At 69.0% G+C, this 26,441-nt stretch carries 27 protein-coding genes; 9 read left to right on the top strand and 18 right to left on the bottom strand.

Annotation, left to right across the window (positions count from 1 at the left end):
* Positions 1 to 295: 295 nt before the first annotated feature.
* The gene (locus G9Q41_RS15120) at positions 296 to 1,864 is read left to right on the top strand and encodes an SLC13 family permease (RefSeq protein ID WP_207631059.1); all 1,569 of its coding nucleotides are present in this window, start codon (positions 296 to 298) and stop codon (positions 1,862 to 1,864) included.
* Positions 1,865 to 2,064: 200 nt separating this feature from the next.
* Positions 2,065 to 3,096, top strand: coding sequence for an endonuclease/exonuclease/phosphatase family protein (locus G9Q41_RS15115; RefSeq protein ID WP_242687476.1), 1,032 nt, complete (start codon positions 2,065 to 2,067; stop codon positions 3,094 to 3,096).
* 70 nt (positions 3,097 to 3,166) lie between these two features.
* On the opposite strand, the gene G9Q41_RS15110 is transcribed toward G9Q41_RS15115, so the two are convergent.
* The 7 genes from G9Q41_RS15110 to G9Q41_RS15080 form a co-directional block, all read right to left on the bottom strand.
* Positions 3,167 to 3,475 carry an antibiotic biosynthesis monooxygenase gene (locus G9Q41_RS15110; RefSeq protein ID WP_092524584.1) on the bottom strand — a complete coding sequence of 103 codons (309 nt, stop codon included), beginning with the start codon at positions 3,473 to 3,475 and terminating at the stop codon, positions 3,167 to 3,169.
* A 101-nt stretch (positions 3,476 to 3,576) separates the two neighbouring features.
* Positions 3,577 to 5,520 (bottom strand): YhgE/Pip domain-containing protein, encoded by a 1,944-nt coding sequence (locus tag G9Q41_RS15105; RefSeq protein ID WP_165632782.1) that lies wholly within the window; start codon positions 5,518 to 5,520, stop codon positions 3,577 to 3,579.
* On the bottom strand, positions 5,517 to 6,413 hold the full coding sequence (locus G9Q41_RS15100; RefSeq protein ID WP_165632783.1) for an ATP-binding cassette domain-containing protein: 897 nt from the start codon (positions 6,411 to 6,413) through the stop codon (positions 5,517 to 5,519). The genes G9Q41_RS15105 and G9Q41_RS15100 overlap by 4 nt, the downstream gene beginning before the upstream one ends.
* A 239-nt stretch (positions 6,414 to 6,652) precedes the next feature.
* The gene (locus tag G9Q41_RS15095) at positions 6,653 to 7,573 is read right to left on the bottom strand and encodes an A/G-specific adenine glycosylase (RefSeq protein ID WP_165632784.1); all 921 of its coding nucleotides are present in this window, start codon (positions 7,571 to 7,573) and stop codon (positions 6,653 to 6,655) included.
* A gap of 292 nt (positions 7,574 to 7,865) precedes the next feature.
* Entirely contained in the window at positions 7,866 to 8,360 is a 495-nt protein-coding gene (locus tag G9Q41_RS15090; RefSeq protein ID WP_092524576.1) for a carbonic anhydrase, read from the bottom strand.
* A gap of 172 nt (positions 8,361 to 8,532) precedes the next feature.
* Entirely contained in the window at positions 8,533 to 9,909 is a 1,377-nt protein-coding gene (gene radA, locus G9Q41_RS15085) for a DNA repair protein RadA (protein WP_092524574.1), read from the bottom strand.
* A gap of 94 nt (positions 9,910 to 10,003) precedes the next feature.
* A complete protein-coding gene (locus tag G9Q41_RS15080) occupies positions 10,004 to 10,660 on the bottom strand; it encodes a copper chaperone PCu(A)C (protein ID WP_139186562.1) in 657 nt (218 codons plus the stop codon).
* A gap of 264 nt (positions 10,661 to 10,924) precedes the next feature.
* Here G9Q41_RS15080 and G9Q41_RS15075 point away from each other — a divergent pair, with 264 nt between their 5' ends.
* The 7 genes from G9Q41_RS15075 (at position 10,925) to G9Q41_RS15045 (ending at position 17,784) form a co-directional block, all read left to right on the top strand.
* Entirely contained in the window at positions 10,925 to 11,413 is a 489-nt protein-coding gene (locus G9Q41_RS15075; RefSeq protein ID WP_017972969.1) for a CarD family transcriptional regulator, read from the top strand.
* Between the two features lie 17 nt (positions 11,414 to 11,430).
* Positions 11,431 to 12,159 carry a 2-C-methyl-D-erythritol 4-phosphate cytidylyltransferase gene (gene ispD, locus G9Q41_RS15070; protein ID WP_092524572.1) on the top strand — a complete coding sequence of 243 codons (729 nt, stop codon included), beginning with the start codon at positions 11,431 to 11,433 and terminating at the stop codon, positions 12,157 to 12,159.
* Between the two features lie 99 nt (positions 12,160 to 12,258).
* Positions 12,259 to 12,735: a 2-C-methyl-D-erythritol 2,4-cyclodiphosphate synthase gene (gene ispF / locus G9Q41_RS15065; protein ID WP_165632785.1), complete on the top strand. Its 477-nt coding sequence runs from the start codon at positions 12,259 to 12,261 to the stop codon at positions 12,733 to 12,735.
* Between the two features lie 166 nt (positions 12,736 to 12,901).
* A complete protein-coding gene (locus G9Q41_RS15060) occupies positions 12,902 to 13,591 on the top strand; it encodes an HAD-IA family hydrolase (RefSeq protein ID WP_165632786.1) in 690 nt (229 codons plus the stop codon).
* A gap of 152 nt (positions 13,592 to 13,743) precedes the next feature.
* Positions 13,744 to 15,141 (top strand): cysteine--tRNA ligase, encoded by a 1,398-nt coding sequence (gene cysS / locus G9Q41_RS15055; RefSeq protein WP_165632787.1) that lies wholly within the window; start codon positions 13,744 to 13,746, stop codon positions 15,139 to 15,141.
* Positions 15,142 to 15,144: 3 nt separating this feature from the next.
* Positions 15,145 to 16,104 (top strand): 23S rRNA (guanosine(2251)-2'-O)-methyltransferase RlmB, encoded by a 960-nt coding sequence (rlmB, locus tag G9Q41_RS15050; RefSeq protein ID WP_165632788.1) that lies wholly within the window; start codon positions 15,145 to 15,147, stop codon positions 16,102 to 16,104.
* A 246-nt stretch (positions 16,105 to 16,350) separates the two neighbouring features.
* Positions 16,351 to 17,784, top strand: coding sequence for an MBOAT family protein (locus tag G9Q41_RS15045; RefSeq protein WP_165632789.1), 1,434 nt, complete (start codon positions 16,351 to 16,353; stop codon positions 17,782 to 17,784).
* 98 nt (positions 17,785 to 17,882) lie between these two features.
* On the opposite strand, the gene G9Q41_RS15040 is transcribed toward G9Q41_RS15045, so the two are convergent.
* From G9Q41_RS15040 to G9Q41_RS14990, 11 genes are all read right to left on the bottom strand, one after another.
* Positions 17,883 to 18,533 carry a GPP34 family phosphoprotein gene (locus G9Q41_RS15040; protein WP_165632790.1) on the bottom strand — a complete coding sequence of 217 codons (651 nt, stop codon included), beginning with the start codon at positions 18,531 to 18,533 and terminating at the stop codon, positions 17,883 to 17,885.
* 26 nt (positions 18,534 to 18,559) lie between these two features.
* The gene (locus tag G9Q41_RS15035; protein ID WP_165632791.1) at positions 18,560 to 18,730 is read right to left on the bottom strand and encodes a hypothetical protein; all 171 of its coding nucleotides are present in this window, start codon (positions 18,728 to 18,730) and stop codon (positions 18,560 to 18,562) included.
* 130 nt (positions 18,731 to 18,860) lie between these two features.
* A complete protein-coding gene (locus G9Q41_RS15030; protein ID WP_165632792.1) occupies positions 18,861 to 19,130 on the bottom strand; it encodes a hypothetical protein in 270 nt (89 codons plus the stop codon).
* A 120-nt stretch (positions 19,131 to 19,250) separates the two neighbouring features.
* The gene (locus G9Q41_RS15025; protein WP_165632793.1) at positions 19,251 to 20,510 is read right to left on the bottom strand and encodes an NAD(P)/FAD-dependent oxidoreductase; all 1,260 of its coding nucleotides are present in this window, start codon (positions 20,508 to 20,510) and stop codon (positions 19,251 to 19,253) included.
* A gap of 85 nt (positions 20,511 to 20,595) precedes the next feature.
* Positions 20,596 to 20,985, bottom strand: coding sequence for a DCC1-like thiol-disulfide oxidoreductase family protein (locus G9Q41_RS15020; protein WP_165632794.1), 390 nt, complete (start codon positions 20,983 to 20,985; stop codon positions 20,596 to 20,598).
* A gap of 2 nt (positions 20,986 to 20,987) precedes the next feature.
* On the bottom strand, positions 20,988 to 21,668 hold the full coding sequence (locus tag G9Q41_RS22735) for a response regulator transcription factor (RefSeq protein WP_347567536.1): 681 nt from the start codon (positions 21,666 to 21,668) through the stop codon (positions 20,988 to 20,990).
* A complete protein-coding gene (locus G9Q41_RS15010; RefSeq protein WP_207631061.1) occupies positions 21,616 to 22,254 on the bottom strand; it encodes a hypothetical protein in 639 nt (212 codons plus the stop codon). The genes G9Q41_RS22735 and G9Q41_RS15010 overlap by 53 nt, the downstream gene beginning before the upstream one ends.
* 6 nt (positions 22,255 to 22,260) lie before the next feature.
* Positions 22,261 to 23,283 carry an alpha/beta hydrolase gene (locus G9Q41_RS15005; RefSeq protein WP_165632795.1) on the bottom strand — a complete coding sequence of 341 codons (1,023 nt, stop codon included), beginning with the start codon at positions 23,281 to 23,283 and terminating at the stop codon, positions 22,261 to 22,263.
* Positions 23,280 to 25,136: an ABC transporter ATP-binding protein gene (locus G9Q41_RS15000; RefSeq protein WP_165632796.1), complete on the bottom strand. Its 1,857-nt coding sequence runs from the start codon at positions 25,134 to 25,136 to the stop codon at positions 23,280 to 23,282. Before G9Q41_RS15000 ends, G9Q41_RS15005 begins: the two co-directional genes overlap by 4 nt.
* A gap of 5 nt (positions 25,137 to 25,141) precedes the next feature.
* Positions 25,142 to 26,032, bottom strand: coding sequence for a hypothetical protein (locus G9Q41_RS14995; protein WP_207631062.1), 891 nt, complete (start codon positions 26,030 to 26,032; stop codon positions 25,142 to 25,144).
* Between the two features lie 71 nt (positions 26,033 to 26,103).
* Complete coding sequence (locus G9Q41_RS14990; RefSeq protein WP_165632797.1) at positions 26,104 to 26,367, bottom strand: hypothetical protein; 264 nt, start codon at positions 26,365 to 26,367, stop codon at positions 26,104 to 26,106.
* Positions 26,368 to 26,441: the final 74 nt, after the last annotated feature.

Raw genomic sequence — 26,441 nt, 5'->3', positions numbered from 1 at the left:
ATCCCGAACCCGGAAGCTAAGCCCTCCAGCGCCTAAGGTACTGCACCCCCACGGGTGTGGGAGACTCGGACACCGCCGACCCAACCCCCCAAACTGTGCCCACCCCCCGACGCGAGGGGTGGGCACAGACATGTGTGCACCCCTCGCACCATGCGCACCCCTCTCGCATGGCGTATGAACATTCTCGCACTTTCCGAAACGCTCGAGAACCATTACGGTTTCTCGCGATTCGCAGTGGCGGACTCATCATCACCTTCGGTGAGAGCGATACGTCGAGATCGAGGTGGGGGAAGCAATGGTCGCCGGCAGTGACGAGCACAGTTCGACCGAGGCACCGGAATTAGGTGAAACCGCGGAGCCCACCAGAATTTCCCGCAGAGCCTGGATCGGCAGGTTTCTGGGACCGCTCCTGGCCGTAGCCGTCTACTTCCTCCTGCCCGGTGGTGAGGACGGAGCCACTCACGCGGGACGGGGAGTCGCTGCGGTCGGCGTGTTGATGGCGGTCTGGTGGGTCACCGAAGCCCTGCCGCTGGCGGCCACCGCGTTGTTGCCGATCGTGCTGTTCCCGCTGCTCGGGGTCGGTGATGTCGAGGAAGCCACCGCCCCCTACGCCAACGACATCGTCTTCCTGTTCATGGGCGGTTTCATGCTGGCCCTGGCGATGCAGCGCTGGGGGCTGCACCGCCGGATAGCGCTGCGTACCGTGCTCGCGGTCGGTACCCGCCCGGTGCGGATCGTCGGTGGTTTCATGCTGGCCACCGCGTTCCTCTCGATGTGGGTCAGCAACACCGCGACCACTGTGGTCATGTTGCCGATCGGCATGTCGGTGCTGACCCTCGTCTTCGAACGCCTGCGCGGTGACTCCGACGAGGAAACCGTGGAACACGGCATGCGGGACCGGGGCGACACCGGGGCGGGACGTTTCGCCGTCTGCCTGATGCTGGCCATCGCCTACGCGGCCAGCATCGGATCCCTGGCCACGCTGATCGGGACCCCGCCGAACCTGTTCATGGCCGGCTTCCTGTCGGAGACCTACGGAATCCAAATAGGCTTCGGGCAGTGGATGCTGTTCGGCCTGCCGCTGGCGGCCGCGTTGCTGCTGATCACGTGGGCGCTGTTGACCAGGGTGATCTACCCGACGAGCCTCACCGACATCCCCGGTGGGCGTGAGCTGTTCAAGAGCGAGCTGGCCAAGCTCGGCCCCATGAATCGAGGGGAACGGGTCGTGCTCGTGGTGTTCATGTTGACGGCCCTGCTGTGGATTCTGCGCGAACCGCTCTCGAACCTGCTGCCCGGGCTCAACCTCTCCGACGCGGGCATAGCCATCGCCGCGGCTCTGGTGCTGTTCGCGGCTCCGGTCCGCGTGCGGGAAGGGGTTTTCACGCTCGATTGGGCCGCCGCGGCGAAGTTGCCGTGGGGAGTGCTGCTGCTCTTCGGCGGTGGGCTCTCGCTGGCCTCGGCCGTCGGGTCCAGCGGACTGGACACGTTCATCGGCAACAAGGTCGGCGCCCTCGGCGGGGTGCCGGTGCTGTTGTTGATCGTGGTGGCCGTGGCGGCGGTAGTCTTCCTCACCGAGATGACCAGCAACACCGCCACAGCGGCCACCTTCCTGCCGATCCTCGCCGGTGTGGCGCTCGGACTGAACATGGATCTGCTGGTGCTGGTCGTTCCGGCGGCGGTGGCGGCCAGCTGCGCCTTCATGCTTCCGGTGGCGACTCCACCGAACGCGATCGTCTTCGGCTCCGGCTACGTGACCATCCCGCAGATGGTGAAAGCGGGCTGGTGGATCAACCTCAGCGCGCTCGTGCTGATTCCCGCCGCGTTGTACGGGGTGGGCAGCTGGGCGCTGGGGCTCGCTTTCTGAGCGGTCGAGCGCCCCGCTGAACCGCCGGAACCGCGCGGGCACTGTGCGCTCTCCGGCGGTCTGCGCCTCCACCCGGTGCGAGTCGATTGTCCGACAAGGAAGCACAATCGGCACGTCCCTCCGGTGAGGTGCGACACAGCTCGAGTCGAGGACGGAAGTTTTCCGGTAGGTGTGGCTGTATGGGGCGTGAGGCGGCGGATATGCACAGTGACGACCTGGTCGAGGACGAGTCGATGTCCGAGCAGCGGAAGCCGCCGCGTGGTCGCCGCCGCGCCCCCGGAGGTCGGATCGTCACCCTGCTGTTGCTGCTGCTCGCGGCGTTTCTCTGCGCGGTGGCCCTGGGGCGGTTCGGTGGACTGGAACGCGGTCAGATCTCCTCGGCGCTGATCGCGCTCACCCCCTACGTCACGGCTGGCGGTGGAGTGCTGCTGCTGCTCGCGCTGTCGCTGCGCCGCTGGCTGATCGCGCTGGTCGTGGCCATGGTGACCGCCGTGCTCGCCGCTGGCGTCGCCCCGCGCGTGCTCGCCGACGAGTCGGGTGACGTGCAGGGGCGCTCGTTGAACGTGCTGACGGCGAACGTGTACTTCGGCAAGGCCGATGCCGACCGGCTGGTTCGGCTGGTTCGGCGCAACGATGTGGACGTGCTGAGCATGCCGGAGCTGAGCTCCGGGATGGTGGATGAGCTGCGCCGGGCCGGGTTGTTCGACACCCTGCCGTACAGCGTGCTCAAGCCGGAGGGCAACGGGGACGGTTCGGGAATCGTGGCGCGCTATCCGCTGCACGAGCTCTCGCTGGCTTCGAACACCACCATGCAGCAGCCCTCGGCCCGGATAGACCTGCCCGGGGAGCGGGACGTCCAGTACGTCGCCGCGCATCCCGTGGTGCCGGTCGGGGGCGACACCACGGCGGGCTGGAAACGCGAGATAACTTCACTGCCTGCGCCTGCCACCGACCGGTCCCAACCGGCGCGGATACTGGCCGGGGACTTCAACGCGACGTTGGACCACGCCCCGCTCCGGAAACTGCTGGGACGCGGGTACTCGGACGCGGCCGAAGTGACCGGCGACGGGCTGGCCCCGACCTGGCCCGAGCTGGGACGCCCCTGGGCCCCACCGGTCACCCTCGACCACGTGCTGGTCAGCGGGGACACCGCCGTGCGCGACTACCGCACGTTCAAGGTGGACGGGACCGATCACCGGGCCGTGCTGGCCGAGCTCGTCGTGCCGTCGTGACCGCGCGGCCCGTGGTTCGCGGCGGAGATCCGCCGGCCGTGCTCAGCGACTCCGTCCCGCGACGGGGCGGTCACCGCTCGGGGTGCGACTCGGTGACCAGTTCGAACTCGAGCAGGCTGGCGCCGGTGGCCACGGGGTCCTCGCCCTCGGAGGCGTGGGCTCGTTTGGCGGGCCCTTCCGCCCAGTTCCGGAAGTCCTGCTCCGACTCCCACTTGGTGCACACGAAGTAGCGGTTGTCGCCCTGGACCGGACGCAGCAGCTCGAAGCCGAGGAAGCCGGGCGCCTGGTCCACCTCCCCCTGGCGTTGGGCGAAGCGCCGTTCGAGCTCGGCGCCCTTGCCTTCGGGCACTTCCAGGGCGTTGATCTTCACCACGGTCATGCCGCCAGCCTAGGTGGTTCGTGCGGCCCGGCGCACTTCGTCGGCGCGGCGTTCGTCGGCGCGGCGGGCGTGGTGATCGGTGCCGCGCGGCAGCGGCGGCCTCACAGCTCGATCCGGGGATGCAACCGTCCGATGGTCCACACCCGTTGTCTGGCTACCACGATCGTGGTCAGCACCAGCGAGGCGAGCAGGAAACCGCCGAGCACGATCAGGTCGCGGACCAGGTGCTCGGTGAGACCGCCGGATATGGTCACCCGGAGGCCGTCCACCAGGTAGGTCATCGGCAGGTAGGGATGGATCGCCTGGAAGGGAACCGGGGTGGTCTCCATCGGGTACAGCCCTCCCGAAGCGGTGAGCTGCACGATCAGCAACACGAGGGACACCGCGTCCCCGACGGCGCCGAAAGCTGTTCGCAGCAGGTGGTCGATGGCGACGAAGGCGGTCGCCCCCAGGGCGAGCAAGCCGACCGTCGGCCACAGGTGGATCGGGTCCAGCCCCAGACCGAAGCCGACGACCGCCAGCAGCACCCCGGCGCCGAGAGTGCCCAGCACGGCCGCGGGCAGCCAGCCGGCCAGGGCGATGGTGGCGGCCAGGTTCCTGCCGGCCATGGCTCTGGTGTTCACCGGTTTCAACAGCAGGTAGGCGAACAGCCCGAACACCCACAGTGCGATGGCGAAGAAGAACGGGGCCAACCCGCGCCCGTAGACATGTGCCGGGTTCAGGTTCTGCTGGGTGATCGCCGTGGGGGAGCCGAGAACGTCGGCCGCCCGCGAAACCCGGGCCGGGTCGGTGGGCGGGATGCGGGACAGTCCCTGATCCACCAGGGACTTCAGCTCCTCGGCCCCGCTGTTGAGCTGCTGCGCGCCCGCGTTGAGGGTTCGGCTGCTGGAGGACAGGTTGTTCAGGCTGCTGGTCAGCGTCTCGGCTCCGCTGCTCAGCGCCGAGGTGCCCGCGGTGACCCGGTCGGCGGGTTCGGTGACCGCGGTGATCCGCTGCTGCACGGTGTCCACGCTCCGCCGCAGCGTGGCCAGTTCGGAGTTGGCCCTGCGGGCCTCGGACAGCACTTCGGAGGCCCGGTCGTTCGTTTTCGCGGTGGTGCCCGCGAGCTGCCGCGCGTTGCGCAGCACTCGGCGGTAGGTGGGGTCCTGGCCAAGTTCCGGGTGCTTCCTGCCGAGCTCCTCGAGCCCGGCCACGTCGTTGGAGGCCCTGTCGGCGATGAAGGAGGTCGCGGTGGCGACCGTGCTCATCCCCTGGACCACCGCGCCCCCGGCGTCGACGGCGTCGTCCATCCGCGCGGGCAGTCTGTCCGCCGTCAGGTTGGTCAGCGCCGTCAACCTGCGGTCCAGCTGGGCCGCGGCGGTGGAGATGTCGTCGACGCCCGTCGAGATGTCGCGCGCACCGTCCACCGCTCCGGACAGGCCGCTGCTGAGCCCTTCGGTGCCGCGCACGCTGAGCGAGGTCCCCTCCACGAGTTGTTCGGCGGCCTTGGAGGCGTTCAACAGCTTCTGCCGCATGGTGTCCATCTCGTCGTACAGCGTCCGCGCGTAGGCGCTGTGGGCGGCGGCGTTGATCTGGTTCTGCAGTTCGGCCTCGACCGTGTCGGCCATGATGCCCGCTATGTAGCCGTTCGCGTCGTTCTTGGTGATCTCGAGTTCGGCGCGTTGCGGCAGGCGGTGCGTCGCGCTCCCCAGCTTGGCGCTGAAGTCCTTCGGAACGGTGATGGTGAAGTAGTAGTCACCCTGGCGCAGCCCGCGCCGCGCCTCCCGCGCGTCGACGAAGTTCCAGTCGAACAGCCTGCGGGAACGCAGCTGTTCGGTGAACTGCTTCCCCGCGTCGATGAACTGGCCGGAGGCGCGCACCGGTTGATCGTTGTTGACCACTGCCACGGGGACGTGTTCCGTCCTGCCGTAGGGGTTCCAGTTGGACCACAGGTACAGCGAGCCGTACAGCAGCGGAACGAGCACCAGCGCGACCAGCACCAGCGGGCGGAGCTTGCCACCCCGGAACCTGCGCAGTTCGAGCAGTGCGAGCTTGACGACCCTCATCGCGCACGTCCGTCCTCATCGGATTCCGGATCGGACTGCTCCGGTCCGGGGAACTGCGCGGTGTCTCCGCCTCCGGGGCCGGGTTTTTCGTCCGATCCGGGAGTGTCCTCCACGAGGGAGAAGAGGTCGGGTTGTTCGGGACCGTTGCCGGGCACCGGTGTGGTCGGGGAGACGAGCCCGGTCCCCCTGAGCTGTTCCAGCTCGAACGGTGTCGCGATGTCCGGCCGCGTGTCGTGCCGGGGCTCCTCCTCCGAGTCGCCGTCGGAGCGGGGCAGCCTGATCACCGGCCCTGCCGCGAAACTCGGGGGATCCGTCGTGCTGACGAGCACAGTGGTGCCGGTCGCGCTCACCGCCTTCAGGGCGGTCCACACTCTGACCCGCGCGGCTGCGGGAAGTCCCAGCTCCACGTCGTCGACCAGCAACCCGGCGGGTGAGGCCGCCGCGCCGAGCGCTACGGCGAGCAGCAGCCGTTCACCCGGATGCAGGGAGCCGATCAGCGCTTCGGGCTCCGGATCGATCCCGACCAGGGCGAAGGCCTCGGACACGTCCGTGTTGCCGATCCTGCTCGTGACGCGGCGTTCGCGCACCGCCTCGCGCACCCTCCAGCACCGCTCCAGCTCGAAACCTGGGCGCAGCAGGGCGGGCACGACCAGCTGTCTGGCCTTTTTGGAGTGCCTGGGCAGCTTGTGGCCGCCGACCTCGATCCGGCCTGCGACCGTGCGGAGCCTGCCCGACAGGGCCAGCAGCAGCGAGGTCCGCCCAGTTCCGGAGGGGCCGGCCACCATGGCCAGCTCGCCGGGTTGGACGGTGACGTCCACGTTCTCGAACACGGGCCCCAACGGCCCGCGCGCGGTGATCCCGCGAGCGGTGATGCCCACTCCGTCGGAGCTCATGGACCCCCCTGGCAACGGATCGGTTGTTGATCCAACCTGGACCCTCAGCCGGGGCTCGGCAACTCGAGATCGCCCTCGGGCGTGTCCGTGGGGCTCTTCCGGTCGAGCTGCTGGTCGGTGCGGGAACTTTCCCGCAAGCGGGCAGCGGCGGAACGCACCTCGGGGGCGGGCAGCGGCCGCAGCCGCGGGAAGTTCAGCCCGGCAGCAGGCCACGCGGAGGCGGCGCGGCGAACAGCCGTCTAGTGCTCGCCGGGCAGGCCGAACCTGCCGTCCTCGGTCTGCTCCACCAGACCGTCCACCAGCAGGGAGTCGAGCGCTCGGTCACGCTGGCCCGCCTCGCTCCACACCGCGTCCAGGCTCGCCCTGGGGACCGGTCCCTCGGAGCCGCGCAGCACGTCCAGCAGCAGTCCGCGCACCTGGCGGTCGGTGCCGGCGAACCGCTGGACCTTCTTCGGCGGGCCGTCGTAGGCGGGCTTGCCCGCCGCGCGCCAGGCGCAGCCGTGGTGGAGCGGGCAGCTCTCGCAGGCCGGGGAACGCACGGTGCAGACGGTCTGCCCGAGTTCCATCAGGGCGGCCGACATCCCGGAGGCCCTGCGGTCGTCGGCAGGCAGCAGCGCGTCGACGTCGGCGAGATCCCGCTTGGGGGAGGGGTTGCCCGCGTCGCCGGCGCCGTGGATCGCGCGCGCGACCACGCGACGCACGTTCGTGTCCACCACGGGGGCCCGCTTGCCGTAGGCGAACGCGGCCACGGCTCGCGCCGTGTAGGTGCCCACCCCGGGCAGGGCGAGCAAGGTGTCCACATCGGAGGGAACACGGTCTCCGTGCTCCGAGGCGATCACCGCGGCGGCCTCGTGCAGCCGCATGGCCCTGCGCGGATAACCGAGTTTGCCCCAGGCCCGCAGGACCTCCCCCTGGCTCGCCGCGGCGAGATCGGAGGGGCGTGGCCAGCGCTCCAGCCACTCCCGCCAGATCGGCAGCACCCGGTTCACCGGGGTCTGCTGCAGCATCGTCTCGCTGACCAGCACGCCCCAGCCGTCGACGTCGGCCCCGCGCCACGGCAGGTCACGTCCTTCGGCGGTGAACCACTCGATCAGTTCGTCGGGATCGAGCGCGGCTTCCCGCGGTTCGGCCCCGACCGTGTTCGGCTCCGGATTCCTCATGGCACACCGATCGTGTCATGCGCGCCGCGCACGGCGGCGCTCGGCTCACCACGCTGTCCGGCCGGGTGGCCCGGCTGCCGCGGTGTGTTTCGGCGCCGCCGTAACTCTTGTCAGGAACTTCCGTTCGAGGGTCCGCTCCAACGAGAGCGCTCTGAGCCTACGCAGTCAGCGCCCCGGACAGGAACTCCCGATCAAGGGTTCACGCCAACGCAGGTGCTTACGAGCCCGAGCAGTTGGCACCGCCGCACGCGCCGCCAAGCAAACCGAGCCGACGGAATTCAACAAATTTCGATCAGTCGAGGGAAACCTCGGTCAGCTCATCGGAGTCGATGTCGTGCACGAAAGCGCGCACGCTCGTGGTCTCCGTCAGGAACGGGCTCTGCCGGACGCGCCGCGCGGACTGCCGCAGGTCCTGCTCTGTGTCGGCGAAGGTCTCCACCGACCAGGTGGGGCGCTGCCCGGTCTCCTCCTCCAGCTCCTGCTTGAACTCGCCCTCGGCGAAGGTGGCCATGCCGCAGCGGGTGTGGTGCATCAGCACGACCTCGGTGGTGCCGAGCTTGCGCTGGCTGACCGACAGCGAGCGGAGCACGTCCTCGGTGACCGCGCCGCCCGCGTTGCGGATCACGTGTGCCTCGCCGGTGCCCAGGTCCAGGGTCCGCACCGGGTCGATGCGGCAGTCCATGCACGTGACCACCGCTGTCCGCAGACTGGGTGGACCGGGCACCTGCCCGTCCCAGGACTCGCGCTGCCGGTGGTTGCGGGTGAGTAGGTCGTCGGTCGCGGTCAAGGTGGACCTCCTCGAGTTCTCGGTCGGCTCGGTTCGCGTGCGTGGTTCTGCGGGGTGTCCCGGTGCCGTTGGAAAGGGGGTTTCCGCGGCCGGCGCCGGGCCGTCCTTTTTGTCCGAGACTATCGTGATCGACGCCGGACGATCACGCGGTGTGGCGAACACCACGAGCGGCTCACTGTCTGCGCAACGTGCGCAGCGCGGAGCGGATGTCGGCCACCTCGGTGACGCGGATCCCCTGGGGAGGCGGTCCGGTGTCCGGAGGCACCAGCGCGTGCTCGAAGCCGAGCCGTGCCGCTTCGGCCAGCCTGCGTCCCACGGAGTTGACCCGGCGGACCTCTCCGGCGAGTCCGACCTCCCCCACGGCTATCGTTCCCGCGGGAAGGGGGAGGTCGAGTTTCGCGGAAGCCACGGCCAGTGCGGTCGGCAGGTCGACGGCCGGTTCCGTGATCCGCATCCCCCCGACGGTCGCCGCGTAGACGTCCTGGTCGGCGGTCTTGAGGTTGCCTCGCTTGTCGAGCACGGCCAGCATCATCGACACCCGCGCGGAGTCCAGCCCGCTGGCCGCCCTGCGGGGCATGCTCAACTGGGTGGGGCTGACCAGCGCCTGAACCTCGGCGAGCAGGGGCCTTTTGCCCTCCACGACCACCGTGACCGCCGTGCCGGGGACCGGGGCCTGCTGGCCGTTGACGAACAGTCCGGATGGGTCGGGGACCTCGGCGATCCCGTCGTCGCCCTGCTCGAAGCAACCGACCTCGTCGGCCGGGCCGAAGCGGTTCTTCACACCGCGCAGCATGCGCAGCGTGGAGTGCCGGTCGCCCTCGAACTGCAGGACCACGTCGACGAGGTGTTCCAGGGAGCGCGGTCCGGCCACCGCCCCGTCCTTGGTGACGTGTCCCACCAGGATGACCGGGAGTCCGCGTTCCTTGGCGAGCGAGACCAGGGCGCTGGTGACGGCGCGGACCTGGGCCACTCCACCGGGGGTGCCCTCGGCGTCCCCGGACTGCACCGTCTGGACGGAGTCGACGATGAGCAGCCCGGGCTGGAGCTTTTCCACGTGGGAGACGGCGGAGGGCAGATCGCTCTCCGCGCCGAGGTAGAGCTCGGGGTGCAGCGAGCCGGTGCGTTCCGCGCGCAGTCGCACCTGGCCTGCGGACTCCTCGCCGGTGACGTACAGGGAGCGCCCGCCGGAACCGCCCGCGGCCCAGCGGTGGGCCGCCTCGAGCAGGAGTGTGGACTTTCCCACTCCGGGTTCACCCGCCAGCAGGACGACCGCCCCGGGGACGATTCCCCCGCCGAGGACCCTGTCGAGTTCGTCGATGCCGGTGGCCACGGCACGTGCCGAGTCGAGGTCGACCTCGGCGATGGGCTTGGCCGGCGTGGAGGGAACCGCGGTGCCGACCTTGGACGGGCTCGTGGGCTGGGGAGCGGCTTCCTCCACAGTTCCCCACTGACCGCAGTCCGGGCACTGTCCCACCCACTTGGCGACCGTGCGCCCGCAGTCGGTGCAGCGGTAACCGGGTTTGCCGGTTCGCGCGTTCTTGGTAGCCACGGGCAAAGGCTATCCGGCTCGCCCGACAGGACGACCTCCGGTGAGTCGACCCGTCCGGAGATTCACACCGGACGGGTGAGCCGGACCGCCGTGGTCAGTTCTCGCCGGACTGGTTCTCCTGCTCCGAGTGCGAAGCGCTGTGCTGCTCAGAGCCGGTGGAGCCGTGCTGGCTTCCGTGCTCGGGGCGGGGGTTGGGGCTGTTCCCGATCGGGACCTGCAGGGTCACCGATCCCGCCTCGGCGAAGGTGAACCGCACCGGGATGGTGGTTCCCGGGTAGATGTCCTGCGAGAGCCCGTTCAACGAGATCCGAACGGTCTCGCGCTCGTCGTTGGCGGCCTCCGCTGCGGTCAGCTGGTCGCTCGACCCGCCCTGCTCCTCCACGGCGTAGAGCCGCTGGTTACCGGGGATGGTCTTGGTGCCGGTGATCTCGGTCGACTGCGCGTAGCTGCTGCTCACGCGCACCAGCTGGTCCGACTGCTCGGACCCGTTGACCAACACCGCGTCGACCGGGGCGCTGGAGCCCTTCTCGTAGACGGCCTTCCCGTTGGTCTCCTCGGGGAAACCGAGGGTCGCGTTCCGGACCGCCATGCTCTCGGCATCGGCGCTCGCGCCTGCGATGGCGGCGACTTGCTGGGAGGTTTCCGCCTGCTGGCCGGTGGCGCAGCCGGAGAGTGCGACAACGGCACCGAGCCCGACGACTGCGGGCACCAACCGCGGGCGAACTGCCTTGCTGTGCTGTGAGCGGCTCACGGATGCAGCGTCCTTCCTGCTTGCCGGACAACCGAGTATGAGCCTAAACCGTTGTCGTCGGCGATGTTGGCCGCACCCCTGGGCGCGGTGTGCGCGTGGGGCGCGGCGGATCGTGCGTCGGTGATCGAGGTTACGTGCGTTGCATGAAAAAAGCCTTTTTGTCAACCCCTGTTTGCCCGCTGACCTGCAACGAAGATGTTGAGCCCGTCGAGGTGGCGTTGCTGACCATGCTAGACTGAACACAGCGAAAGGGGCAGAGGACACATGGTTTTCAAGGTCGGAGAGACCGTCGTCTACCCGCATCACGGCGCTGCGCTGATTGAAGCAATCGAGACACGTGTGATCAAGGGCGAGGAAAAGCAGTACCTCGTGCTCAAGGTCGCACAGGGAGATTTGACCGTTCGAGTCCCGGCGGAGAACGCCGAGCACGTCGGCGTGCGGGACGTCGTCGGTCAGGAGGGTCTCGATCACGTTTTCGACGTGCTGCGTTCGGATCACACCGAGGAACCGACCAACTGGTCCCGTCGGTACAAGGCCAACCTCGAGAAGCTCGCCTCCGGCGATGTGAACAAGGTGGCCGAAGTGGTGCGCGACCTCTGGCGACGCGAACAGGACCGCGGGCTCTCCGCGGGGGAGAAGCGAATGTTGACCAAGGCGCGGCAGATCCTGGTCAGCGAACTCGCGCTGGCGGAAGGCACGGACGAAGGCAAGGCCGAGAGCCTGCTGGACGAAGTGCTGGCAACGACGGCCTGACCGACGATCCGAGTAGTGTGGACGTCGTAGCTCTGGTTCCGGCCGCGGGACGTGGAACTCGTCTCGGCGCCGGTGTGCCCAAGGCCCTGGTTCCGGTACTCGGTGAGTCCCTGCTGCTGCGTGCCGTCCGTGGCCTGCTGCACTCGGGCAGCGTGCACCACGTCGTGGTGGCGGCTCCCGCCGAGCAGCGCGGTCGTATGGAGTGCGAGCTCGCTGAGCTGGGCGACCGGGTGCAGGTTGTCCCCGGCGGGGACGAACGGACGGATTCGGTGCGGGCCGCCCTGGACGCGGCCGAGCGGTTCGTCCCCACTGCCGAGGTCGTCCTGGTGCACGATGCCGCGCGCGCCTTCACCCCGGCCGAAGTGATCCGTGCGGTGGTGGCCGAGGTGGTGGCGGGTGCGCGTGCCGTGGTGCCGGTGCTGCCGGTGGCCGACACCGTCAAGCGGGTCGATGCGGACGGCACCGTGCTGTCCACCGTCGATCGTTCCGCGCTGCGCACGGTCCAGACGCCGCAGGCCTTCACGCCCGAGGTGCTGCGGGAGGCCTACGCCTGCTCGCAGGACGTGGCCACCGACGATGCCGGTCTGGTCGAGCGGGCCGGGCATCCGGTTCGGACGGTTCCGGGGCACAGTCATTCCTTGAAGATCACGACCTCTTTCGACCTGGCCGTGGCCGAGACGGTCCTGGCGCCGGCTCACGACTCGGAGTCCGAAGTGTGCGCGGAAAGCGGCCCCCAGAGCGCCTAGCTCGCTCGCACGGGATGCGCAGGGGGTTCGCAGCGGGTTCGCCGAGCGTGTCCTCCGGTCGAGGCGAGGACGGAGCGGAAGGACGGTGGGTGAACGGCTGTGAGTGAACTCCCCCGAGTCGGGCAAGGAGTGGATGTTCATCCGATAGTGCGGGGAAGACCGTGCTGGATCGCGGGGATCCACTGGCCCGAGCTGGACGGGTGCTCCGGGCACTCCGACGGCGACGTGGCGGCCCACGCGCTGTGCGACGCGGTGCTGGCGGCCGCGGGGCTCGGTGATGTCGGTGCGACCTTCGGGACCGGTGACGATCGCTGGGCCGGGGCGCACGGGGTGGACTTCCTCGCTCACGTGCGGGAGCTGGTGACCGGCGAGGGGTTCCGCATCGGGAACGCGAGCGTGCAGGTGATCGGCAATCACCCCCGGATCGGTTCCCGCCGTGCGGAAGCAGGCGCCGCGCTCGGCGCCGCCCTCGGCGCGGAGGTCTCCGTTTCGGGGACCACCAGCGACGGGCTCGGGCTGACCGGACGCGGCGAGGGGATCGCGGCGATGGCCACGGCACTGGTCGTCAGGGGATGAGCTCGACCGCTCGGGTGCGGTTCGGCGTCGGAGGACCCGGAGAACCCGAGCCGTCCGCTCGTGCCTGCGCCGGGTCGGGACCTCGCTGCCGGGGCGTTTCGGGCGCGCGGTGATTTTCACCGCATTCGCGGGGTCGCCGACTGCGTGATCCACGTAGAGTGGAGCCGTGACCGTGCGCGCAGTACTCTTCGATTTCTCCGGCACACTTTTCCGACTTGAGCAGGACGAGTCCTGGCTGTCCGGGCTCGTCGACTCGGCGGGGCGCGAGTGGGACGTCGAGGCCCAGACCGAGCTGATGCGGCGCATGACCGCTCCGATGGGGAAGGTGGCCGAGCTTCCCGAGGAGTACCAGCAGGCCTGGGAGCAGCGGGACCTCGATCCCGAGCTGCACCGCAAGGTGTATCTCGAGGTGCTGCGCAGCTCGGGGGTCGATGATCCGGAGCAGGCGCGCGCCCTGTACTCCAGCCTGGTCGACCCGGACTGCTGGACGCCGTACCCGGACACCGAACCCGTGGTGCGTGGCCTGCACGAGTCGGGGGTCCGCACCGCGGTCATCAGCAACATCGCCTTCGACATCCGTCCGGCCTTCGACCGGATCGGCATCGGGGAGCTGTTCGACTCGGTGTTGATGTCCTACGTCGAAGGCGTGATCAAGCCGGATCCGAAGCTGTTCCTGCGGGCCTGCGAGCGACTCGGGGTGGCCCCCGAGGAGGCGCTCATGATCGGGGACAGCACCGAGGCGGACGGCGCGGCGACCGAGGTCGGCTGCCGATTCGAGCTGGTCGAGCCGCTGCCCACCTCGGAACGGCCGGACGCCCTCTCGCGGGCCGTGGCCGAGCACGGCATCGTGCTCTGAGCGCTCCCGGCCGGCCCCGCCCGTGGCGGGGTGAGTCCGAGGCCGTCCCGCGGCGCGTCGGCCGGTGATGCCTCGGTCCGCCGAGCGAGTGACGGCACGGGTTCCAACGGGCGACGTGCAGGGCCGGAGGGGGCGCCCCGTACCATCGCGGTGTGAGCCTGTACCTGCATGACACCGCGACCCGCAGCACACGCGAGTTCCGGCCACGCCACGCGGGCGTGGCCTCGTTGTACTTGTGCGGGGCGACGGTTCAGGGGATGCCGCACGTGGGGCACGTGCGCAGCGGACTCGAATTCGACGTGTTGCGGCGTTGGCTTACCCGCAGCGGCTATGACGTGCGCCTGGTGCGCAACGTCACCGACATAGACGACAAGATCCTCGCCAAGGCGGCCGAGGCGGGCCGTCCCTGGTGGGAGTGGGCGGCCACCCACGAGCGGGCCTTCGAGAGCGCCTACGACCAGCTCGGCTGCCTGCCGCCTTCGGCGACTCCGCGCGCCACCGGCCACATCACCCAGATGATCGAGCTGGTCGAGCGCCTCGTCGAGGCCGGGCACGCCTACGCCTCGGGAGGGGACGTGTACTTCTCGGTGCCGTCCTACTCCGAGTTCTACGGAAGGCTTTCCGGGCAGCGTCCCGAGGAGATGCAGCCGGCGGAGGACTCGGGAGACTCGGGCAAGCGCGACCCGCGGGACTTCACGCTGTGGAAGGCGGCCAAGCCGGGTGAGCCGAGCTGGCCGAGTCCCTGGGGGCCGGGTCGGCCCGGATGGCACCTGGAGTGCTCCGCCATGTCGACCCACTACCTGGGCAGCGAGTTCGACGTCCACGGTGGCGGGCTGGATCTGGTGTTCCCGCACCACGAGAACGAGCTGGCGCAGTCCAACGCGGCCGGGGACGGTTTCGCCGCGTACTGGATGCACAACGCCTGGGTGACCGCTTCCGGGGAGAAGATGTCGAAGTCCCTGGGCAACACTTTGACGATCTCGGCGCTGCTGCAGCGGGTGCGCCCGGTGGAGCTGCGCTACTACCTCGTCGTTCCGCACTACCGCTCCACGGTGGAGTTCTCCGACGAGGGGCTGGACGAGGCGGTGGCCACCTTCGGCCGGATGGAGTCCTTCCTGCACCGCGTCGTCCAGCGCACCGGGAGCGTGTCCCCCGGTGGGATGCCTCCCGAGTTCGTCGCGGCCATGGACGACGACCTCGGCACCCCGCAGGCCATCGCCGTGGTGCACAACGTGATCCGCGAGGGCAACGCGGCTCTGGACTCCGGCGACGAGGAGGGGGCCCGCGCGGCCGCAGCCTCGGTGCGCTCGATGCTCGACATTCTCGGGCTGGACCCGCTGGCACCGCACTGGGCCCGGGAGCACGACGGCTCCGACGCCGCGCGCAACGCGTTGTCCGAGCTGGTCGAGGGGCTGCTGAAGCAGCGCAGCGAGGCCCGAGCACGCCGGGACTTCGCCACGGCCGACGAGGTGCGGGACCGGCTGCAGGCGTGCGGCATAGCCGTCGAGGACACCCCCGACGGGCCGATGTGGACTTTGAAGGACGGATAGTTCGTGGCTGGTAACGACAAACGCAGGGGTGCGGTGCGCAAATCCAGCACCAAGAAGGGCATGGTCGTCGGTTCGGGCGGTCAGCGCAAGAAGGGGTTGGAGGGCAAGGGGCCCACTCCCAAGGCGGAGAACAGGTACAACCACCCGGCCAAGCGCAAGGCCGACGCGCGCAAGCAGGCCCAGCAGCAGCGGGAGAAGCAGCGCAAGATCGCCGAGAGCGCGGGTGAGCTGGTGGCCGGGCGCAACCCGGTTCTCGAGTGCATCCGCAGCGGGGTGCCCGCCAACGTGCTCTACGCGGCGCACGGGATCGACACCGACGACCGCGTCAACGAGTCCGTCCGGCTGGCGGCCGACCAGGGCATCTCCGTGGTGGAGGTGGCCCGCACCGAGCTCGACCGCATGACCTCGAACGCGGTGCACCAGGGGCTCGCCCTGCGGATACCGCCCTACGAGTACTCCGATCCGGCCGATCTGCTCACCGCGGCGTGGAACTCCGGCATGCCTCCGCTGATCGTGGCCCTGGACGGGGTCACCGATCCGCGCAACCTCGGTGCCGTGGTGCGTTCCGCCGCCGCCTTCGGGGCGCACGGGGTGCTGCTGCCGCAGCGGCGCAGCGCGGGGATGACGGCGGTCGCGTGGCGTTCCAGCGCGGGAACGGCGGCCCGGATCCCGGTCGCCAAGACGAACAACCTGAACCGCACCTTGAAGGACTTCAAGTCGGACGGGCTGATGGCCGTGGGGCTGGACGCCGACGCGGACATCACCTCGGACGAGTTGGAGCTGGCCACCGATCCGATCGTGGTCGTGGTCGGTTCCGAGGGGCGCGGGCTGGCCAGGCTGACCAAGGAGCACTGCGACCAGACGGTTTCGATCCCGATGGCCTCCGGGGTGGAGTCGTTGAACGCCTCGGTCGCGTCCGGTGTGGTGATGGCCGAGATCGCACGGCGGCGCAGGCTGAGCTGAAGCGGGGGCTCCGCCGGCCCAGCGGGGTGGAGGTGCGCTTCTCGGCCCGTCCGAGCGGGTGCTCGGGACCGCGCGTCGGCGGTCGCGCTCGCGCGACGGCGCGCCCTCGCGCGGGCAGTGCGGTGTGGAACTCGCCTCACCGCGGAATCCACGCATTCGGTACCGGCGGAAAGTGGAGCTCGGTTAGAGTTCTCGCGATAACCGAGCGGGAGCCTTCGTTCCACGCCGACCCGACCCCGGACACCGATGTCGTTCGCAACTCCGCTTTTCCTGTGGTACTTCCTGCCCGCGGTGCTGCTCGCGGTGCTGATCGCACCTCGTGCGGGGCGCAACGCGGTGGTCGCCGTGGGAAGCCTGGTCTTCTACGCCAGCGGGGCGGGCGGCACCACGGTGCTGCTGCTGTGCTGCATCGTGGTGAACTTCCTCGTCGGCAGGAAGCTGGAGCCGGACGAGTGGGGCTTCGACAGGAACCGCCGTCGGCACCTGCTGCTCGGCGCGGTGCTGTTCAACCTGACCGTGCTCGGGGTGTGGAAGTACGCGGGCTTCGCCTCCGAGCAGGCCGCGGTGCTGGCGGGCTGGTTCGGCGGGCACCTGCCCGAGATCGAGTTCGTGCTGCCGATAGGCATCTCCTTCTACACCTTCCACCACATCTCCTATGTGGTCGACATCTACCGGGGAGAGCGGCCCGCCCTGCGTGACCCGGTCGCGTTCGTCGCCTACATCGCGATGTTTCCGCAGCTCGTCGCCGGTCCGATAGTGCGTTACCGGGAGATAGCCGATCAGCTGCCGCAGCGCCGCACCCACCGGCTCGACGACATAGCCGCGGGCTTTCCCCGGTTCGCCTGGGGGCTGAGCAAGAAGGTGGTGGTGGCCGACAGCCTGGCCCCGGTCTCCGACGCCGCCTTCTCCACTTCGGCGGGGGACATGACCTTCGCGGTGGCTTGGCTCGGTGCGATCTCCTACACGGTGCAGCTCTACTTCGACTTCTCCGGCTACTCGGACATGGCGATCGGGCTGGGGAGGATGCTCGGTTTCCGGCTGCCGGAGAACTTTGCTCGGCCGTACTCCTCGGTGACGGTCACCGAGTTCTGGCAGCGTTGGCACATGTCGTTGTCGCGCTGGTTCCGCGACTACGTCTACATCCCGCTCGGCGGGAACCGCGCCGGCACGGTACGCACCTACCGCAATCTCACGATCGTGTTCGTGCTGACCGGTTTCTGGCACGGTGCGGCGTGGACCTACCTCGTGTGGGGGTTGTTCCACGGCTTGCTGCTGGTGATCGAACGGGCGTGCGGCCTCGACCGGCGGCCGGCCGGGCTTCCGGAGCGGGTGGCCCGTCGGGTGGCTACCGTGCTGCTGGTGACGGTGGGCTGGGTGTTCTTCCGCGCCCCCGATCTGGGCAGCGCGCTGACGATGCTGGGCAGCATGCTGGTTCCCGATCTCGCCGGGGTGAACGCCGTGGTCGAGGCGGCGGTGACCAACCAGCGCACGCTGATCCTGCTGGCGGCCCTGGTGGTCCTGCTGCTGCCCGCCGGGGCGGGCGCGGGAACCTATCTGGAGGTGGCTCGCGGCCGTGCCGCCACGGGGGTCCGGTTCGGCGTGATGACGCTGGGGACGTTCTACTCCGGCCTGCTCGTCGCCAGCGGCTCGTTCAGCCCCTTCCTCTACTACCAGTTCTGAAGCGGGGCCGCCCCGGTTTCCGGGGAGTTGCGACTTCGGGGGTCCGCTGGCCGGTGCTGTTGCGCGTTCACCCGCTCGTCGTGGACGGAGTCCTTCGATCAGGTGTTCGTGACCACCACGACGGTTCCTGCCGTGATCGCGGCGGTGACCGCCGTGCGCACCTGTTCGATGGCCTCGCCGACGGCTTCGTCCAGCCACGAGCCGGTGCCGTTCTCGTCCAGGCGGCGCGCGATCTCTCCCGCCTCCGCTTCCGGAAGCACGTGATCGAGCAGTTCGGAGGTGCGCAGCAGAGCCGCGAGGGTGACGACCCGGGGTTCGACGTCCGTACCAGCGCCGAACTCGCGCAGTTCGTCGAGAGCGGGTTGCTGTGCGCCCGGCTCCACGGTGCGGTACCGCACCGGCCAGAATCCCCATCGACGCCTGCGGTGTTCGTGGAGGAGGCCGCGCCTGGTGAGGCCGTTCGAGCAGGCCTCGCGCACTCGTGCGGCGTTGTCGCCGATCCAGTTGGCGGCGTTGACCGGGGCGGCGGTCGTGAAATCCGCGTCCGGAGCGTCGAGGGCGGTGGAGGCGTCTCCGGCACCACCGGTGGGTCTGATCGTGCCGTTGCGGATGGTCACCCGTCCAGCCAGCACCAGTTCGGCCAGTTCGGCTCCGGCCAGCGTGTGGTCGATCGCCTCACCACGTGCGTCGCCGTCGGACGCCCAGACGGCGAGCAGCATTACCCGCTCGGCCAGCGAGATGTCACGCATCCGTGCCCTCGAATCGTCCGGAGTGCTCAATTCTTCCGTTCCGCGCGTGCCGCGGTGGCCAGTGCGATGCCGACGGCCAGGCCGATCGCCGCCGTCATGGCGGGATTGCCGGTGAAGAGGCCGACGACTCCGCCGAGAACCGCGCAGACCACCGCCGCGGTGCCGACCACCGCGTTGTCGTTCCGGCCGATGCTCACGTTGGTGCCTTTCCCACGATGGTGCGAGATGCCGACGTTGCCCCGTCGGCGGGACGTCGGGGTCCGCGAGGTGGAGCGAACAGGTGACATTCTGCCCCACCTCGCCTCCCTGCGAAACTTCCGAAGTGCTTCAGCGGGACATCGCCTGACGACGGGAGTTCACCAGGTCGCCCACGGCCATGGTGGAGAGCTCACTGCCGTCGTGCTGCGCGGTGGAACCACCACCGACGTAGTCGGTGACCATGTTGCCCGCGGCGAAAGCAGCTGCCGTTGCGGCCACGGCCCCCGCGGCCACGGCGGCGGTGAGCACGGGGGCGACTCCCTCGACGCGGTCCAGCGGACCGATGACTCCGGTGGATTCCGGAACCTGCAGGGCGGCCGCGTTCTCGATGCGATTCATCGGACATCTCCTTGTTCTGCAGTGGATCAACTCGCGAACATCCCTGGGAAGCTCGCGTCCGTAACGCTAGTTCTCTCCGGGGGCGGCACCAACCACCAAAATGCTGATTTGCGCTTCCGACTATTCGATCGGAACGGTTCCCTGCTTCTCGTTATTTACCTCCTCGAAGGCGGGAGTCAGCCCGGAAACCCCGGCTATGACGGCGGCAAATCCGGAACGGGGGGAGGAAAAAGTGTCCGGATCCGCCATTTTTTCCGCGCGTTGCACGTAATCCTCCCGGTCCCGCTCCCCGTCGTAGAAGAAACGTACGTAGTCGGTCATTCCGCGGAGGAACTCGCTTATGCCCTTCTCGTACCAGGAAAGTGCCTTTTCGGCATCTTCGGGAGTGCTCAGCGCGGTGTCCAGGGCCTGTGCCAGTGGACTCGAGCTGAGGATGCCCAGACAGACTCCCGTGGACAGCAGCGGGTCGATGAAGCCGGATGCGTCGCCGATGCTCGCCCAACCGGGGCCGTGCATCCGCTCGGAGACGTAGGACCAGTCCCGTGCGGTGCGGTACTGGTCGACCGGATTCGCCCCCGCAGTCAGTTCGGAGACGTGCTCGGTGCGCCGTATGCGTTCGTCGAACAGTTCGGCGGCGGTGAGCGGCGTCTCGCGCAGCTGGTGCGTGGGGGAGACGTACCCGACGCTGAGGAAGTCCTCCCCGAGCGGGATCGCCCAGAACCAGCCGTCGTCCGCGGGCACCTTCTCGACCAGGATGTTGCCGCGCTGGTCCTCGGGGAGGCGGCCGCAACCGGTGAAGTAGTTCCAGACGGCGATGTTCTTCAGATCGTCCTGCCACAGCTGGTCGGTGAAGCGACGGGCGATCGTCCTGGACTGCCCTGAGGCGTCCACGACGAAACGCGCCCCGGCGACGTGCCGTGCGCCGTCAGCGGTCGTGTACTCGACACCGGTGACCACCCCGCCGGACTCGACGGGCCCCCGGACAGTGGTCTCGAACAGCACGGTCGCCCCCAGTTCGGCGGCCCGGGTCAGCAGCAGTTCGTCGAAATCGGCGCGTCGGACGTGGTAGGAGTACTCGTGGGGGCCGCCCTCGGCGAACTTGATGTCCCAGAGCCCGCGTTCCTTCCCCCAAACCAGGCTCAGACCGTACTTGCGTTCGAATCCCATTTCATCGAGCCGCTGCGTGAGCCCGAGCTGTTCGATGACGTCGAGCATCCCGGTGATCAGGGACTCCCCCACGTGATAGCGCGGGAAGCGCTCCCGCTCGAGCACGGCCACGCGGTGCCCTGCCCGGGCGAGAAGACCGGCCGTGCTCGCCCCCGCGGGGCCACCCCCCACGACCACGACGTCGTACTCCGCTCCGGCTCCGTTGTCGATCACCGTTGTCGCCTCCGTATCAGCCGGTTTCCGCACCGGTGTTGCGCCTGTTGTCGGCACGCGGCGTTCCGCCGGACGTGTGAGCTGGTCACCGCGGCAGCGCGCAGGAGTCCGTCCCCCCGGGAAAACGGTGCCTGCGTCGCGCGACGAACTCGTACACGCGCGCGGCGGGCCAACGGGTGGGGCGGCGCAGCAGCAGCGGGGCCAGTGGTCGCAGGGGCCATCCCGCCGCGGCGAAGTAGCGGCCGAACGCGATCGCCCCACCGGAGACGGCCCCGTCGGTGTCGATCCAGAGAATCTCGCGATTCGCGCGTTGCTGCGTGACCCCGAACCTTTCCAGGTCGAGGGACTGCCAGCTGGCCACGGTCGCCGGGTGCTCCACCAGGGTGCCGAGCAGCTCGATCACGCGGCTGCAGAATCCGCAGTCGCCGTCGTAGATCAGGTGGGGAGTCGTTTCCCGTCTGCGTGGTTCGGTCACCGTCACACCGCCTGCGCGTCGAGCGGACTCGTTGAATCGGAGGGAACCGCTGCGTACACCCCGTACGCGGTGGCGACTGCCTGGGAACGGTTGCGGACCCGCATCTTGCGCAGTATGTGCAGCACGTGGGAGCGCACCGTGGCGATGCTGATGCACAGCTGGCCGGCTATCCCCTCGTTGGAATAACCGAGCGCCAGCAACTTGAGCACCTCCCGCTCGCGGTCGGTCAATCCGCACCCCGCGCTGCTCCGGTCCGGCGCGCACAGCAGTGTCCCGATCACCGAGTGCATCTCGGTGATGAGTTCCGGGGCGACGAAGGGGTGCCCGACTTTGACCGAGAGCAACGCGGCGGTGCTCTCCTCTTCCGTCGCTGCGGGGGTAAGTGCGCCACGGGCCCCGTTGCGCAGCGCGAATCCGGCTGTCTGACGTTCGGCCGAGGAAGTGACCACGATCAATCCCGCGGAGTCGTTGCACGTGGTCAGGACCTCGGAGAGCCGTCCGATGTCGAGGTCGGCCCGCTCGGCGCTGACGATCCCGATCCTCGGGCGCAGCCGCTCGGCCTTGTCGAGGAATCCTTCCCGGGAGTCCGGGTGCTCGATCCGTTCGATTCCCGCCAGTTTGCGAGTTCGGTCACTGAAGTTGAAGGCTGGTGCGTCGTCCTGTCTGTCGATGAGTACGATCACGTTTTCCCCTCTCTGCGTGAACTGCTTCGGAGACTTTTCCGGAGCGCCGGTACCCCCGTTCGAGGCGATGGCTCTCGGAGAGAAAGAGCATGGTCGGTTCCTCGCTCTGGTCGTACCCACCAGAAGCAGCGATGAGGAACTGGGTACTTCGCGCATCGGTCGCGTGGGGTTGCCGGTTGGTTATGTAGTTGAGCAGGGTCAGATAAGGAACTGTCAGCGCCAGATCCTTCTTCGCGCCGGTATCACCGCTGAATCGCAGGATTTCCGCGACGATGTCGAACAGTGTCTTTTCCAGGCGGCGGTGGGGGTGCCACACGATGTGGTGCGGCTTGCGCTCCGCGATCTGACCCACTTCCGACCACTCGGTGGTATCGCCGGATGCGAGTGTATCGCGATAGAGCAGATGGTAGTCGTGAATCCCCGGATTGGGGGCGAAAAACCTCCAGTCCGGGAAGATCAGGTTGAACTTGTCCAGCTTCCTGATCCGGTCCTCGCGTCTGAACGGGTCCTGGCAGAGCACCGTTCCGACGAACCATGACCCGAAGAGTCCGTACAGGGCGGTGCGTAGCAGTGTTCGAGAGTTCATCGCTGATCACTTTTCTCCGCTGTGAGCACGTCCTGCCGTTGCGGTTTCCCGGAACGATCGCTCGATGCCGGTACTCGACAGGGTCGACTCGATGGCTCGCACGACTCGTTCGGCGTGCTCGGGAACGGTGACGAGTGTGTAGTGGTCGGCGTCGTCGACCACCGTGTGAGCGGATTCCGCCCCCAGCGCGGCGAGATCCTGCTGCAGCCGCCCGTGCACGGGATCGTTGCTGATCTGCCTTCCCGCGGTCACCACGGAGAGCGAGCACCCGCCCGGCAGCGGCAGGTTCCTCGTCTCGTACTGGATCGACTCCCGCCAGGCGCGCAACTCGCGCAGCGCGGCCCGCCACGAGCCGGGAGTGCTCATCCGCTCGCGGACCGTGGTGGCCGCTGCCTCCGGGAGCTGGTCGAGCGGGCTGTCCATGTTGCTGTGGCGCAGGATCCCGAGCCGCGCACGTGCCCACCAGGTGTGCATGGTCTGTTCGAGCCAGGGCAGACCGCGCTGCTGCCGCGGGGACCGTTCGAGCTCCTCGGGGTGCGTCGCGTCGACCAGGACCACACCGGCCGTTCGCTCCGGATTGCGGTGCGCGAAGTGGCGGACGAGCAAGCCGCCGAAGGAGTGCCCGACCAGGATGTACGGTCCCGGAACCCGTGCCCGCTCGAGCACGGTTTCCAGCTCGGTGGCCATCCTGTCGGCGGTGCGCGGGTGCGGGGTGGGGTCGCTGAAGCCGTTTCCGGGGCGGTCGTAGCGCACTGTCCCGGTGTGTTCGGCGATCCGTGGCGCGATCCACTCCCATTCCTGGAGCGGGCAGGTCATGCCGTTCTCGAACACGACGGTGGGGCCGGTTTCACGCGCTCCGTCGCACACCAGGTGGATCCGGTGTCCGTCCACGTCGATCAGTTCTCCGGCCGGTTTGGACCACTCGCGGTCCCTGCGCTCCATCACCGCCTGGTAGCAGCTCCCGGCGAGGGCGCCGATGCCGGTCAGCAAACCGAGCCCGCCCACCCACGCCGCGGGTGAGTTCCTCATTCGCGCACCTCCGGGCCCACGAGTCGTAGCGGTTCCCGCTCCTCCGCCGGAGCGTCGTTCCAGGGGGTTCGCTCGTCGACTTCCCCGCCTCTGACCAGCTGCTGGTACAGTTCGTCGGTCGCCAGCAGCTGGTCGTGGTCACCGCGTGCGCGGACCGCGCCGTCCTCGATCACGAGGATGGTGTCCGCGTCGATCACGGTGGACAAGCGGTGGGCGATCGCGACGACGGCGCGATGTTCGGCGATGCCACGCATGGTTTCGCGCAGCGTCGTCTCCGAGTTCGAGTCCAGCTGCGCCGTGGCTTCGTCGAGCAGCAACAGCTCCGGTTCCGCGAGCAGCATCCGCGCGATCGCGACGCGCTGTCGTTGGCCGCCGGAAAGCTTGCTCCCGTGCTGGCCGACATCGGTGTTCATTCCGTCCGGTAGCACGGCGATCACCTCGTCGAGGTCGGCCAGCCGCACCGCTTCGTCGAACTTCTCCGGAGAGGCGTCCGGAGCGGCGTAGCGGATGTTCTCCTCGAGCGTCCCGGAGAGGATCGCCGGGTCCTGCTGCACGTAACCGATTCGAGTGCGCAGTTCCGCGAGGTCCAACGCACCGACGTCCGTTCCGTCCAGGGTGATCGTCCCCGCTTCGGGGCGGTCGAACCGACTCAGCAGCGTGAAGATCGTCGATTTGCCCGCGCCGGAGGGACCGACGAGCGCTGTGAGCCCGGTGCGGGGTATGTCGAACGTCGTTCCGCGCAGTACCTCGACGCCGTTCCCGTAGCCGAAGCGCACGTTCGCGAAGGTCACCAGCGTGCCGCTCCCGGTGGGCGCGGTGCCGCTCCCGCCAGGGGGAGTCCGCGTCGGTTCGGAGCTCTCGCCGTCGACGGCGTCCTCGTCGGGGGAGGGGGCCTCCTGCTCGAGGCGCAGGATCTCGTCCAGGCGTGTGATCGCGGCCAGTCCCTGCTGCAGCTGCCCCAGCGCCGTGGAGACCGTCACCAGCGGGGTGATCAGGTAGAACAGGTAGAGCACGAAGCTGGTGAACTCGGCCACGCTCATACCGCCCGCGGCCACCCGGCTCATCCCGACGGCGAAGACCACCGCGAAGGAGACCTGCAGCCCCACGCTGACAGCGGGGGCCAGCATGGCGTTCAGCCTGGTCACGCCGAGACCGGTCCGGTACGCCTCGTCCATCCGGGTGCCCAGCCGCTGTTGTTCGCGGTGCTCGGCGCGGGAGGCCTTGATCGTGGTCATCGCGAACAGCGCCCGGTTCAGGTCGCTGCCCAGAGCTCCCACCCGGTCGCGGTTGAGCTGAGCGGCGCCGCGCAGTTTCCGCGCGACCAGGAAGGTCACCCCCGCTGCGACCACCAGGCACAGCAGGGTCAGGCCGAGCAGCAGGGGGTCCAGCACCGCCATGATGACGATGCCGCCGGTCACCATCAGCGCGCTGACCACCATGGTCGCCAGGCTCTGCGTCAGGGCGGCCTTGAGCAGCGAGGTGTCGGTGACCACTCGCGCGTGCAGGTCTCCGCTCGGGCGTTGTTCGTGTTCCTTCCGGGTCGCCCTGAAGATCTTGCCGACCAGGGTGTGGCGGACGTCCCGCACCACCGATTCCCCGGCGCGACCCACGAGGTAGTTCTGCATTCCTCCGACGAACGCGTCGACGCAGAACAACCCGATCAGCAGCGCGATCGGCGCGGAGAGCCCTCCGCCGCGCCCCACGGTGTCGACCAGCCAGCCGATCCCCATCGGTTGCGCCAGTGAGGCGAGCGCGGCGAGCACGCCCAGGGCGACCGCGGTGGCCAGCACACCGCGGTAGGGCCGAACGAGGTCCCGCACCCACGGGGTGGTTCCGTTGCTCCGTGCGGACAAGGTGATCACCTCCCGGAGCCGACGAGGCGGGCCACGACGCCCGCTTTCGCCCCGATGCGGGTCGGTTCCAGGTTCTTGGCCGCGTAGGCCACCGCCGGGTAGGTGCCGAGGAAGGCCCAGAGGAACCGGTTGAGGCCCATGAACACGGCGTTGCCCGCGTGGAAGCTCAGCCCCGCGGCGAGGAAGCCGCGCGCCGCCGGGCGCGGTGCGACGAGCACGAGCGGGAGTCCCAGTTCGCCTGCGATCGTCATCCACGCCAGCAGTCGCGCCAACCGCGGTTCGCTCTTCAGCACGGAGTGCACTCGGCGATGGCCGTACATGTGCGTGCGGAAGATGTCGCGCACAGCGGTTCCGTTGCGCCATACCGGCGAGACGAGCTTGGCGAACCCGGCGACGCCGTAGGAGAGGCAGGACTGCAGGGCGACGAAGCGTACGCAGGCGTCCTGCGCCCTCGGGTCGGAACGGGCCACCCTGCTGGCGAGCAGGGAGGTGAACGTGATCATCGAGATGTGCTCGGAACCGTCCGATCCGTACGGGGTGCGCAGGTGCAGCGCGTAGTTCGAAGCTGCCAGCAACGCCGTGGCCGCGGTTTTGGTCGCCCGGGGGCTCCGCGGCACGAGCAGGGTGAGCGCACCTGCGGCGCGGGCGGCGAAGACCACGTTGATGCCCGGCGACTTCATCAGCGGTGTGAGCAGGTCGCCGATGCGGCCGGTGAGCGCCTTGTGCCGAGTCCGGGCCACTTCCCAGCTCAGCAGGTCGTCGTCGGCGAAGCTCTTGCTCGCGGCCAGGTACTCCAACGAGGAGATCAGCGTTCCGAGAGCGGTCAGCCTCTCGACGTTTTCCAGCGTCACCTCGAGACCGTCCGTGTCGACGGCACCTTCGCGTCCGCTCGCCAATGTCAGTCCTTCGGCTCGTTCGGGTCCGGATGTGACGGGGCACCCGAGTCCGGGTGCCCCGCAGGATCGAGTCACCCCAGAAGCGCGGTGCGCTGTCGCAGCAGCTCCTCGCCGGACATGCCGCTGGGGTCCTGTCCGGAAGTCGCCGCGTAGGATCCGGATCCACTCTCGACCGCGTCGGAGGCGACACCGGCGGCGAAGCAGGCCACGGCCGCTGCGGTGATGGCCGCCGCGGTGAGCACGGGTGCGGTGGATTCGGTGGTGCCGAACGTCTTGATCGCGCCGTCGTGCGCGTCGGGCAACTGACTGTTCGCGACCATCTCGATATGGTTCATGCCCACTCCGTTTCTGAGTGAATCGACAATTGCCGGGACAAAGCTAGTGATTCCGGGGCGGCTCGTCGTCCACC

This window comes from Actinopolyspora sp. BKK2 (assembly GCF_011291845.1).
Lineage (GTDB): Bacteria > Actinomycetota > Actinomycetes > Mycobacteriales > Pseudonocardiaceae > Actinopolyspora > Actinopolyspora saharensis.
This window is presented reverse-complemented; position numbering and strand designations above follow the sequence as displayed.

Coding starts and splice junctions, on each gene's coding strand:
- G9Q41_RS15030 (WP_165632792.1), bottom strand. CDS start 19,130: ATGAATCGCATCGAGAACGCGGCCGCCCTGCAGGTTCCGGAATCCACC.
- G9Q41_RS15010 (WP_207631061.1), bottom strand. CDS start 22,254: ATGAACTCTCGAACACTGCTACGCACCGCCCTGTACGGACTCTTCGGG.
- G9Q41_RS15100 (WP_165632783.1), bottom strand. CDS start 6,413: ATGAGCTCCGACGGAGTGGGCATCACCGCTCGCGGGATCACCGCGCGC.
- G9Q41_RS15040 (WP_165632790.1), bottom strand. CDS start 18,533: ATGCGTGACATCTCGCTGGCCGAGCGGGTAATGCTGCTCGCCGTCTGG.
- G9Q41_RS15075 (WP_017972969.1), top strand. CDS start 10,925: ATGGTTTTCAAGGTCGGAGAGACCGTCGTCTACCCGCATCACGGCGCT.
- G9Q41_RS14990 (WP_165632797.1), bottom strand. CDS start 26,367: ATGAACCATATCGAGATGGTCGCGAACAGTCAGTTGCCCGACGCGCAC.
- G9Q41_RS15110 (WP_092524584.1), bottom strand. CDS start 3,475: ATGACCGTGGTGAAGATCAACGCCCTGGAAGTGCCCGAAGGCAAGGGC.
- G9Q41_RS15105 (WP_165632782.1), bottom strand. CDS start 5,520: ATGAGGGTCGTCAAGCTCGCACTGCTCGAACTGCGCAGGTTCCGGGGT.
- G9Q41_RS15005 (WP_165632795.1), bottom strand. CDS start 23,283: ATGAGGAACTCACCCGCGGCGTGGGTGGGCGGGCTCGGTTTGCTGACC.
- G9Q41_RS15115 (WP_242687476.1), top strand. CDS start 2,065: ATGCACAGTGACGACCTGGTCGAGGACGAGTCGATGTCCGAGCAGCGG.
- G9Q41_RS15095 (WP_165632784.1), bottom strand. CDS start 7,573: ATGAGGAATCCGGAGCCGAACACGGTCGGGGCCGAACCGCGGGAAGCC.
- G9Q41_RS15120 (WP_207631059.1), top strand. CDS start 296: ATGGTCGCCGGCAGTGACGAGCACAGTTCGACCGAGGCACCGGAATTA.
- G9Q41_RS15045 (WP_165632789.1), top strand. CDS start 16,351: ATGTCGTTCGCAACTCCGCTTTTCCTGTGGTACTTCCTGCCCGCGGTG.